Raw genomic sequence first — 10,306 nt, 5'->3', positions numbered from 1 at the left:
GGATGCGATGTGGCTGTACTTGAGCCTGTTGACGGCCGCCCTGGCTGCGGGATGGTTGGCATGGGTGGTTTTTAAGCCATTGCTGCTGGACAGCGAGGGTGCGTCGTCCGCCTTGCCGTGGTGGTGGCGAGCGGCCTGGCCCTGGATTTCCGCGGTGGCGCCCGTGGCTGGGCCTTTATGTTCCTGGCGTTGGCGCATACGGCTGACTCGCGCCATCGAGCGGGCGGCGCTGCCTGCCGGCATCAGCTACGCGCATGTCGCGGCGCTGTGTTGGAGTGCAGCCATGGCTGCCGGCGGGTTGACTGCGGCGGTCGCCATCGTCTTGGCGCAGGCGCAGTCCTGGGAATGGATTCCCTGGATGGTAGCGTCAGCGCTGGCGGCAGGCGCCGCGCCGGGGCTTTGGTTGCGCAATTTGAGCAGCAACCGGCGGCGCAGCATCGAACGCGACCTGCCTTTCGTGTTCGACATGATGACCTTGTGTGTGGAAGCGGGGCTGAGCGTGCATGGGGCATTGCAGATGGCCGCCCAGAGCGGACCGGCGGGCATACTGCGAGATGCCCTGGCTGACGCGCTGGCAGAGATGCGTGCGGGGGTTTCCAGGACCGCCGCGATCAAGGCCTTGGCGGAACGCAGCAATAGCCCGCTTGCGCGTAACTGGGCGGCCGCCCTGGCGCAGGCCGAAGGGCTCGGGATAAGCCTGGGTCCAGTATTGCGGGCACAGGCGGCGCAAGCCCGCAGCGATCGTCACGTGCGTGCGGAACAGCTGGCGATGCAGGCTCCGGTGAAGATGCTGCTGCCGCTGATCGGCTGCATCTTCCCCTGCACGTTCATCGTGCTGGCCTTTCCGGTCATGGTGCAATTGCTGCAGAGCGTGCAATGACTGGCGGTCAGCCATCGGCGCGGCGCGGCGGACTCAGGCTACTCAAGGTCGCCAGCTGCTGCGGCCGCGCGCGCGGCTTGCTGGGACGCAAGCCGCCGGGGCCGCGGTCCGGCATCTTGCTGATGCATTGCGCCGCGGTGCATACCTTTGGCATGCGCTATGCCATCGACGTGGCATTCATATCGCGGCAGGGAAGGGTGCTTGCGGTGCGCAGGGCGCTGGCGCCCTGCCGCGTGGCGTCATGCCTGGGCGCCGTTGCCGTCGTCGAGATGCGCGCCGGCGTTCTCGATACCGAATACGGAGGTATAGGCAGGATAGAAGCTGCAGTACAGCACGCCACCCGCGGCGATATTGAAGGGAATCTGCAGCGTGCCGGCAAGCTGGGGCGACAGGCCGATGGCGACCAGAAGGCCGGCGCACAGGTCGATGAAAAGAAACACCAGGATCCAGGTGGCGCCGTAGACCAGGAACGGCAGCTTGTTGCGCCAGCAGGCGATGCCGGAGAAGAACAGCGCCTGGACCAGGCGCAGCCCATGCCAGGCGACCAGGACGGGGGCGTGCCAGAACAGCGCGGCGATCACGACATACACGATCGCGAACAAAGTCAGCGGAACGGCCATGGCGGACAGGATGGGCTCCATGGACTTTTCCACGGAGGCTATGCGCATGCCCTCGACCATCGCGTCCGTGAATGGCAGGAAGATGATCAGGCCGGTCGCAATGCAGAGCGCCGCGTACAGCAGCCCCATCAGGAACAGTTTCCTGAATACGCCAGGCTGCTTGAGCGGCTTGGCCCACATCGAGGGCAGCATGATGCGGTCGGCTTCGACATGCTTGCACGCCGATAGCGTCATCAGCGTGATGATGGGCATCAGCGCCACCACCAGTATGGGTCCGACCGGCGGCGTCGCGGTGGCGAAGATGACCAGAAGGCTGATGGCCATGGCCCAGGTGAACATGGCCAGAGGTTGCTTGCGGAACAGACGGAAGCCGTCTCGGACCCATTGCCAGCCGGATGTCGCGGGGAGGAATGCTGCTTGCATGGCTCTTTAAAGGGGGGAGATCTCTCAAAAAGGGACGCGCTATCCCCATTATGGGGGGAGCAACGGTTACGGCAATATTGGCAGGCCAGGGCGGTGGCGCGCTTGCAACACTCTTTCGAAATGCCGGGGGTCGTGCGGTTTCAGGGTCTGAGCCGGCCGCGGCAGGAAAAAGTCATACAGGCGCGATATCCAGAAGCGCAGCGCGGCGGCCCGCAGCATCAGCGGCCAGACCTCGCGTTCCGCGTCGGTGAACGGGCGCACGGCCGCGTAGGCTGCCAACCAGGACTCGACCAGTTCGGGCACGAATTCACCCGTGTCGCGTTCGATGCACCAGTCATTGACGCTCACCGCCACGTCGAACAGCCAGGTGTCGCAGCCGGCGAAGTAGAAGTCGATGATGCCGCCCATGAGCGGATCTTCGAAGGTGCCGGCGAACAGGACGTTGTCCCGGAACAGGTCGCAGTGGGCCGGGCCGGTCTGCAATGTCTGCCAGGCCGGCGTTGCGGCGGCGGCCTGCTGGTCGGCCAGCTCCGCCGACAGCAGTTGGGCCTGTGCCGGTTCCAGGAAGGGCATGACCTTGGGTGCCGTTTCCAGCCACCAGGACAGTCCGCGCAGGTTGGGCTGGTGCAGCGGAAAGTCGCGTCCGGCCAGGTGGGCGCGGGCCAGCGTGGCGCCGGCCAGGGCGCAATGCGCCGGGCCGGGAGCGGGTTCGTAGCCGCCGGGCAGGCGTGAAACGATGGCGCAGGGCTTGCCGTGCAGGGTCGTCAGGCGAGTGCCGTCGCGCAGGGTCTGGGGCCGGGGCACGGGAATGCCGCGCTCGGCCAGGTGGTACATCAGCTCGATATAGAAAGGCAACTGGGCCTGCGTCAGCACCTCGAACAGCGTCAGCACATATTCGCCGCGGGTCGTGTACAGGAAGTAGTTGGTATTCTCGATACCCGCCGTAATCCCCCGAAGCGAGACAAACTCGCCCAGATCGAAATGCGCCAGTAGGGCGCGAGCGTCGTCTTCGGAGACAGGGGTGAATACGGCCATTGATGTGCGGGATCTAGGGGTTGACGGGCGCGCGCGCATGCCGGTTTCGGCTGCGGCGGCGCAATTTTAGACCACATGGCGGGCCAGTCTGTCCGACTTGCGGTGGAGCGGATACGGCCGCCCGCCAGACACAAAGCCGCCAAGCACCGTAAAATACCGCATCCCCTTGTTTTGTAGAGTGATTCTTGGACTCCCCCGACTGGCGGCTGTGCGTCGCCCCCATGATCGATGTGACCGACCGCCATTGCCGTTATTTCCACCGGCTGCTGGCGCCGCGCGCACGCTTGTACACGGAAATGATCACCACCGGCGCGTTGTTGCACGGCAATGTCGAGCGGCACCTGGACTTTGACGAGGCCGAGCATCCCGTGGCCTTGCAATTGGGCGGCAGCGAACCCGACGCCCTGGCGCATTCGGCCAGGCTGGGAAAAAAGTGGGGTTACGACGAGATCAACCTGAATTGCGGTTGCCCGTCAGAACGGGTGCAGAAGGGCGCGTTCGGCGCCTGCCTGATGGCGGAGCCCGCCCTGGTGGCCGATTGCATGAAGGCCATGCAGGATGCCGTGGATATCCCTGTCACCGTCAAACACCGGCTTGGCCTGGATTACGACGAGTCCTACGCGTTTGTCCGCGATTTCGTCGGCAAGATCTACGACACCGGCTGCCGGGTGTTCATCGCCCATGCCCGCAATGCGGTACTCAAGGGCCTGACGCCCAAGGACAACCGCGAGATTCCGCCGCTGCGCTACGACGTGGTGCAGCAATTGAAGCGCGACTTCCCGGATTGCACGTTCGTGCTCAACGGCGGTCTGGCCGACGCCGAGCAGTCCGTGCGCGCCGCGGGCGATTTCGACGGTGTCATGCTGGGCCGGGCTGCCTGGCACACGCCGCGAGTGCTGTCCGAGGTGTCCTTGCAGCTATGGCCGTCGCTGCGGCTGCCCAGCGATGCGCAGGTGGTGGACGCGATGATGGGATATGCGACGCGGCAGGTCGCGCGGGGCGTGCCCCTGCGGGTGATGACGCGGCCCATGCTGGGGCTGGTGAATGGCCAGTCCGGTGCGCGCCGCTGGCGCCGCATGCTGTCCGATCCGGCCCTGCTGGCCGCGAACAACCCTGAACTGATCTACGATGCCTGGCGCAGCCAGCGGCATGCGCCGGATATGCGCGGCGCCGCGATCGAAGCGGCGCCGGCTGGGGTTTGACGAGGGGCCAGCCAAGCTGGCCGCGGGCTCAGGACTTGGCCGGTTCGGCGCTTTCCGTGGGCCAATCGCGGATATAGGCCTTCAGCATGTTGTTTTCGAATTGCTGGGCCGCCACGATGGCCTGGGCCATGTCGTAGAACGAAATGACGCCCATCAGGGTGGGGCCGTCCATGACCGGAATGTAGCGCGCGTGCTTTTCGAGCATCAGGCGCTGCACTTCGTCGGCGCTGGTGTTGGGGGACACGCTGACCGGGGCATCGTCCATGATGGAACGGATGGTGGTGTCGCCGGCGCCGCCATGCGCATGCATGTGGCGGATGATCTCGCGGAACGTGAGCATGCCGGTCAGCGTCCCGAATTCCATGATCACCAGCGAGCCTATGTCCTGCTCGCTCATTGTTTGCACGGCCTGGGACACAGGCATGTCGGGCGACGCCGTATAGAGCGTATCGCCCTTGACGCGCAAAATCTCGCTGACCTTCAACATCGGTTCCTCCTGGGCGGTTTACGCCCTAATGCTATTTGCTAATTCTTTTTCGCTTCCAGCTGCAGCACGGGAGCGATTCCATTTTCGGTATTTTGCGCTTCTCCGCAGACTTCTTCCAGCGTGGGCGCATTTTGCTGGGAAATCACGGCCGAGGCGACTCGCAATATCTCGGGGTCATTGCGGACCCTGGGCTGGCCGCGGTCCAGCAGAAAACGGTCCACCACGGGTTCCATCGAGGTTTGCCGGGCGTCGCAGGTCAGAACCCAGAGGCCTTCGGGGCTGCGCGTCGCCAAGCCCATTTCAGCCAGGGTTTCGAGGACTTCGTTCAGTTCGTCCTGGTGCAGGCGCAATTGCGCGGCCAGCAGATTGGCGGGCAGTCCGGGCGGATTGGCCGTCTGCGCCTGGCGCAGCGTGCGCAGCGCATCCACGGCGTCCACGAAGGGCGCGCCCGGATAGCGGTTGATTTCCCAGCGGCCCAGCCGGATCAGCGGCGCGCTGGACGCCAGGATGGCTCCCAGCAGCACGGCCAGCCATGACAGGTAGATCCAGAGCAGGAAGATGGGCAGGGTGGCGAATGCGCCGTAAATGACGGTGTAGGTGGGGAAGCGGGTCAGGTAGTAGGCGAAGGCCGACTTCATGATTTCCAGCACGATCGCAGTCACGCAGCCCCCGACCAGGGCATCGCGCCAGAGAACCTCGCGGTTCGGGACCATGACGAACAGCGTGGCAAAACCCAGGGCGGTCAACACCAGCGGGATGAACGACACCGCAACGCTGACGGCTTCGGGCACGTCCCGCACCAGGCCCAGCGATTCGCGCGCCACGAACGAAGTCGCCCAAAGGCTGGCGCCGGCCACGACGGGGCCCAGCGTGATGATGGCCCAGTACACCAGCGCGCGCTGCCGCAGCGGGCGTTGGCGCGTCACGTGCCAGATGTCGTTGAACGCCTTGTCGATCGTCATGATCAGCAACAGCGAGGTGATCAGCAGGAATACGCCGCCGATGGCGGTCAGGCGTGAAGCCTGGCGCGCGAACTGATTCAGGTAATCCATGATGTTGTCCGAGACGGACGGCGGCATCAGGCTGTTGGTCAGGAAATCCTCGAGCGCGACGCGGAATTCCTGGAATACCGGAAAAGCAGTAAACAGCGACAGGACCACGGCCAGCATCGGCACGATGGCCAGGACGGTCGTGAAGGTGAGGCTGGACGCGACCTGCAGCAGTTTCTCTTCGCTGGCGCGTTCGGCGCTGAAGCGCACAACACGTCCGGCCCTCGCGATCCATGAAGAGCGCGAGGTCGAGTGCTCGGTGGCCGCCGGCGTCGCGGCGGCAGGCTCGGCGGGGCGATTCATCAGGCGATAATAGCAGCATGAACCCTGAACTCAACCCCCGCTTGCGCCTGCTGGCCTCGGTATCGCTGTTCGCCCTGATCGTGCTTTGCGTCACCTGGGAAACCGTGGTGGCGCCGCTGCGGCCGGGCGGTTCCTGGATGCTGCTCAAGGCCCTGCCGCTGGCGTTTCCGCTGCGCGGCATCCTGCGCGGCAATCTTTATACCTATCAGTGGGCCTCGATGCTGTCGCTGCTCTACCTGATGGAGGGCGCGGTGCGGGCCATGTCGGATCCGGCTCCGCTATCCGTGTTGATGGCCTGGGGCGAGATCCTGCTGTCGGCCATTTTCTTCCTTAGCGCCATTTTCTACGTGCGGCCTGCCAAACGGGCTGCCAGGAGGCAACGCGCATGAGCGCCCATACGTTGTCCGACCTGCGCGTCGTCAATTCCTTTGCGGCATTGCCCGCAGCCTTCTACACCCGGCTTGCGCCTCAGGCCTTGAATAATCCGCGCTTGCTGCACGGCAATGCGGAAGCGGCGGAACTGATCGGCCTGGACCCGTCGGCCCTGTCCACGCCCGAGTTCCTGAGCGTGTTTTCCGGCGCCCAACCGCTGCCAGGCGGCGATACGCTGGCGGCGGTCTACAGTGGCCATCAGTTCGGCGTCTGGGCCGGCCAGTTGGGCGATGGCCGCGCCCATCTGTTGGGCGAGGTCGAGGGGCCGCAGGGCAATTGGGAGCTGCAGCTCAAGGGGTCGGGCATGACGCCGTATTCGCGCATGGGCGACGGCCGCGCGGTGCTGCGCTCGTCGGTGCGCGAGTACCTGGCCAGCGAGGCCATGCACGGGCTGGGCGTGCCCACGACGCGGGCGCTGGCGCTGGTGGTGTCCGACGACCCGGTCATGCGGGAAACGGTGGAGACAGCCGCAATTGTGACGCGTATGTCCCCCAGTTTCGTGCGCTTCGGCTCTTTCGAGCATTGGTCGTCGCGCCGCCAGCCCGACATGCTGAAGACGCTGGCGGATTACGTCATAGACCGTTATTACCCGGAATGCCGGGAAGCGGGAACGGGCGAGCCCTCGAATGACGTGATGCCCTATATCAACCTGCTGCGCGCCGTCACCCGGCGTACGGCGCTGCTGATGGCGGACTGGCAGGCGGTGGGCTTCTGCCATGGCGTGATGAATACCGACAACATGTCCATATTGGGGCTGACGCTGGATTATGGCCCCTACGGTTTCATGGACGGTTTCCGGCTGGGCCATGTCTGTAATCACTCGGACTCGGAAGGGCGCTATTCCTGGAACCGCCAGCCGTCCGTCGCCCTCTGGAACCTTTATCGCCTGGGTGGCAGCCTGCACGCGCTGGTGCAGGATGTAGAAGGCCTGCGAGCAGTCCTGGATGAATTTGAGCCGGTCTTCACGCGTGCCTTCCATGACCGCATGGGCGCCAAGCTGGGCCTGGTCGCATGGCGACCGGCCGACGAAGCGTTGCTGGACGATCTGCTCAAGCTGATGGACGCCAATCAGGCGGACTTCACCTTGACCTGGCGTCGCCTGGCCGACGCCTTGTCGGGCCAGCGTAGCGCGTTCGAGGACCTGTTCATCGACCGGCCGGCGGCAGGAGCCTGGCTGGATCGTTTGGTGGCGCGGCACGCGCAGGACGGCCGGCCGATGCAGGATGTAACTGCGGGCATGAATCGCGTGAATCCGCTATACGTGCTGCGCAATCACCTGGCGGAAGAGGCGATTCGGGCGGCCAAAACCGGCGATGCCAGCGAGATCGATACCTTGATGAGGTTGCTGCGCAACCCCTACGAGGCCCAGCCGGGATATGAGCGGTATGCGGGTTTGCCGCCGGATTGGGCGGGCAGCCTGGAGGTCAGCTGTTCGTCTTGAAACCGGCCGCCAGCCGAACAACCGGGACATTTACGAAAGCCGTTTTCCCGCGATTTACGGGAAAATAACCATTTGGACAAGGAATATCGCAGTTTTTTTCATTGCAATCATTCGTTTCCATTGTAAAAGACGTAAGATTGTCGCCAACGGAATACCCGGGGACTCTGCGTCCGCGGGGCATTTGTCGATAATCTTCAAAATAAAGCACTCTAAATATGGCTGGCGCAGATGGTTTGCTGTGTATCGGTCTGCTTGAGGATGACGCCGACTTCCGGGAGGAGTTGGCGTTAGGCTTGGGTGGCTATGGTTTCCGGGTGGCATTCGCCTGTGATAATGCCGCGGCGTTTTATCGCCGGTTGCAGGAACAACCCTGCGACATCGTCATTCTTGACGCCCACCTGCCCGGTGAAGACGGTTTCTCCGTGGCGACCCGCCTGCGCGCCCTCAGCCCCGTCGGTATCGTCATGCTGACAGGTCGCAGCGCGCTGGAAGACCGGGTGCGCGGCCTGGAAGGCGGCGCCGATGTCTACATGACCAAGCCAGTGGATCTGCTGGAACTCAGTTCCGTCATCCGTAGTTTGGCTCGTCGGATGCGTCTTGCGAAGGCGCCTCGGCCGGTGGATGCGGAAACGCGCGCCACCGCGGACACTTCGTGGTCCCTGCAGGACGGGGGCTGGATCCTGGTTGCGCCGGATGGCGCCTCGCTGCATCTGAGCGCCCAGGAACGGACCTTCCTGGTTGCCCTGATGGATGCCGCCGGCAGCGCGGTCAGCCGTCAGGTCCTGGCGGAGTTGTTCCTGCCGGACAGCCCGGGCGGCTTTGAATTGCGCCGCATCGACGTGCTGGTCAGCCGTTTGCGCGCCAAGGCGCAAAGCGCGGGCCTGAAGCTCCCCGTGTTGTCGGTGCGCGGCCAGGGCTACGTGTTCGCGGCCTGAACCCGCCAGAGGCGGTCAAGCCGCCGGAGCGCTGGCCGGCAGGGTGACGACGAAGCGCGTGCCTACGCCTACTTCGCTTTCCATGGTCAGTGTGCCGCCCTGGTTCTGGCAGATGCGCCGGGCCAGGTAGAGCCCGATACCCATGCCTTGCGTTTCGCGGTGCGCTGTGCGCCGGAAATGCGGTTCGAAGATTTTGGCCTGTTCCTCGACGCCTATGCCCGGGCCGCGGTCGGTGACGGCGACCCACGCCATGGGAATGGCGCCCACCCGGGTTTCGCCGGTTTCTATGCGCACGGGCTCATTCGCCGGCGAATACTTGATGGCATTGTGGATCAGGTTGCGTACCACCACGCTGGTCAGCGGACGGTCGCAGTAGACCGGCAGGGAGGGGCTGGCTTGGACCATCAGCGCATGCGCCGTATCGGGCTGCATGGCGGTGACGACATCGAGCACCAGATCCGCCATGTCCGTTTGTTCGCCGCGCGGCATCCAGGCCTGTTCGCCCAGCCTGTCCTGGTTCAGCAACTGATCCATGAGTTCGGTCATCCGGGTGACCGACCGATGAATGCGCGCCAGGCGGTTGTCCACGGCCTCGCCGCTCTCGGCAAGTATCATGTCCAGGGATTGGGCTGCCGCGCTGACGGTGGCCAGCGGTGCGCGCAGTTCGTGCGAGATCAGTGCGTTCATCTGGCGCTGCGTATCCAGCGCGCCGGCCAGTTCTGCCAGCCGCAGTTCGCCTTGGGCAAGGTGTTCCGCGTCGGCGTGCTCGTGGCCTGCGCGTTTCGACCCCAGTTGCGGGTGGCCGTGCTGATGGATCGCCAGCAGGATCAAGGCGCTAGACACCAGCAGCAGTCGCGCCAATTCGGCGATCGTTCCTGCCGCGGCCTGGGGCAGCCAGGCGTCCTGTCCCAGCAGCCAGACCGAGATGCCATAGGCGCCGGCCAAGGCCAGCGCGGTCGCTCGCGCTGGCGACGGACTGGCGGCGCGGACCATGAACCAGGTGGCCAGCGGCAGACTGGCGATGGCGCAGGCCCCGGCGATGGCGGCGGACACGACGCCGTTGCCCGGGGCGTATGCGACGATCAGCGCCAGTACCGCTACCAGCGTCAAGGCCAGGCTGGCCCAGCGGCAGGCCGTCGCCAGTTTGTCGGCGGATGCTTCTTTAAGGATGGGCGCCGTGAGCGCCAGCAGGGCGGCATAGGAGCCGGCTTGCAGCGCCGCCGCCGGCAACAGCGTGGGCATGGAGCGGAAAACCCCTTCGATCAACATGAAGGCCAGCCCCGCGCCGAAAATGGCATTGCGGGTGGCCGCCCATGCGACTGCGCAGGCCACGCCACAGGCCGTGGCGACACCGGCTGTCAGGCCCAGATGCAGGTCTTCGTGTGAAACGCCTACGCCGTAGGCCAGCGCCGCGTCGGGGCCGAGCAAGGCGCATAGCAGCATCCCCACGCGAGGCAGCATGGCTTGCCGAACCGCGGAGGCGTTACCGGTGCGCCGCA

At 65.0% G+C, this 10,306-nt stretch carries 11 protein-coding genes and 1 pseudogene; 6 read left to right on the top strand and 6 right to left on the bottom strand.

The features are described 5' to 3' along the window. Positions 1 to 7: 7 nt before the first annotated feature. Positions 8 to 880, top strand: a complete 873-nt coding sequence (locus tag IB259_RS30150; RefSeq protein ID WP_192330990.1) for a type II secretion system F family protein — start codon at positions 8 to 10, stop codon at positions 878 to 880. Between the two features lie 7 nt (positions 881 to 887). Here IB259_RS30150 and IB259_RS31070 read toward each other — a convergent pair whose 3' ends face one another. Then, positions 888 to 1,034, bottom strand: a complete 147-nt coding sequence (locus IB259_RS31070; protein WP_225589319.1) for a hypothetical protein — start codon at positions 1,032 to 1,034, stop codon at positions 888 to 890. Between IB259_RS31070 and IB259_RS31115 the strand changes: the two are divergent. Next, positions 1,003 to 1,110, top strand: a pseudogene (locus IB259_RS31115) (DUF192 domain-containing protein); the annotation flags it as partial. The gene IB259_RS31070 and the pseudogene IB259_RS31115 overlap by 32 nt on opposite strands. 9 nt (positions 1,111 to 1,119) lie before the next feature. On the opposite strand, the gene IB259_RS31060 reads toward IB259_RS31115, so the two are convergent. After that, the gene (locus IB259_RS31060) at positions 1,120 to 1,923 is read right to left on the bottom strand and encodes a BPSS1780 family membrane protein (RefSeq protein ID WP_054458588.1); all 804 of its coding nucleotides are present in this window, start codon (positions 1,921 to 1,923) and stop codon (positions 1,120 to 1,122) included. Between the two features lie 66 nt (positions 1,924 to 1,989). Further along, a complete protein-coding gene (locus tag IB259_RS30140) occupies positions 1,990 to 2,958 on the bottom strand; it encodes a homoserine kinase (protein WP_119450729.1) in 969 nt (322 codons plus the stop codon). Between the two features lie 185 nt (positions 2,959 to 3,143). Between IB259_RS30140 and dusA the strand changes: the two genes are divergently transcribed. Then, positions 3,144 to 4,160: a tRNA dihydrouridine(20/20a) synthase DusA gene (gene dusA, locus IB259_RS30135; RefSeq protein ID WP_192330988.1), complete on the top strand. Its 1,017-nt coding sequence runs from the start codon at positions 3,144 to 3,146 to the stop codon at positions 4,158 to 4,160. A 28-nt stretch (positions 4,161 to 4,188) separates the two neighbouring features. Here the strand turns inward: dusA and IB259_RS30130 are convergent, their stop codons facing one another. Then, positions 4,189 to 4,647: a CBS domain-containing protein gene (locus IB259_RS30130; protein ID WP_054458582.1), complete on the bottom strand. Its 459-nt coding sequence runs from the start codon at positions 4,645 to 4,647 to the stop codon at positions 4,189 to 4,191. Between the two features lie 38 nt (positions 4,648 to 4,685). Then, the gene (locus tag IB259_RS30125; RefSeq protein ID WP_054458580.1) at positions 4,686 to 5,999 is read right to left on the bottom strand and encodes a YihY family inner membrane protein; all 1,314 of its coding nucleotides are present in this window, start codon (positions 5,997 to 5,999) and stop codon (positions 4,686 to 4,688) included. Positions 6,000 to 6,016: 17 nt separating this feature from the next. On the opposite strand from IB259_RS30125, the gene IB259_RS30120 reads away from it, so the two are divergent. The 3 genes from IB259_RS30120 (at position 6,017) to IB259_RS30110 (ending at position 8,807) form a co-directional block, all read left to right on the top strand. Next, positions 6,017 to 6,388, top strand: coding sequence for a DUF2069 domain-containing protein (locus tag IB259_RS30120; protein ID WP_054458579.1), 372 nt, complete (start codon positions 6,017 to 6,019; stop codon positions 6,386 to 6,388). After that, a complete protein-coding gene (locus IB259_RS30115; RefSeq protein WP_175162506.1) occupies positions 6,385 to 7,872 on the top strand; it encodes a YdiU family protein in 1,488 nt (495 codons plus the stop codon). Before IB259_RS30120 ends, IB259_RS30115 begins: the two co-directional genes overlap by 4 nt. A gap of 215 nt (positions 7,873 to 8,087) precedes the next feature. Next, complete coding sequence (locus IB259_RS30110; RefSeq protein ID WP_054458575.1) at positions 8,088 to 8,807, top strand: response regulator transcription factor; 720 nt, start codon at positions 8,088 to 8,090, stop codon at positions 8,805 to 8,807. 15 nt (positions 8,808 to 8,822) lie between these two features. Here IB259_RS30110 and IB259_RS30105 read toward each other — a convergent pair whose 3' ends face one another. Continuing rightward, complete coding sequence (locus IB259_RS30105; protein ID WP_225596984.1) at positions 8,823 to 10,268, bottom strand: sensor histidine kinase KdpD; 1,446 nt, start codon at positions 10,266 to 10,268, stop codon at positions 8,823 to 8,825. Positions 10,269 to 10,306: the final 38 nt, after the last annotated feature.

The sequence above is a fragment of the Achromobacter sp. ACM04 genome (assembly GCF_014851465.1).
GTDB classification, from domain to species: Bacteria; Pseudomonadota; Gammaproteobacteria; order Burkholderiales; family Burkholderiaceae_B; genus Achromobacter; species Achromobacter aegrifaciens.
The sequence above is the reverse complement of the archived record's forward strand: the minus strand, read 5'-3'. Positions and strand labels throughout refer to the sequence as shown.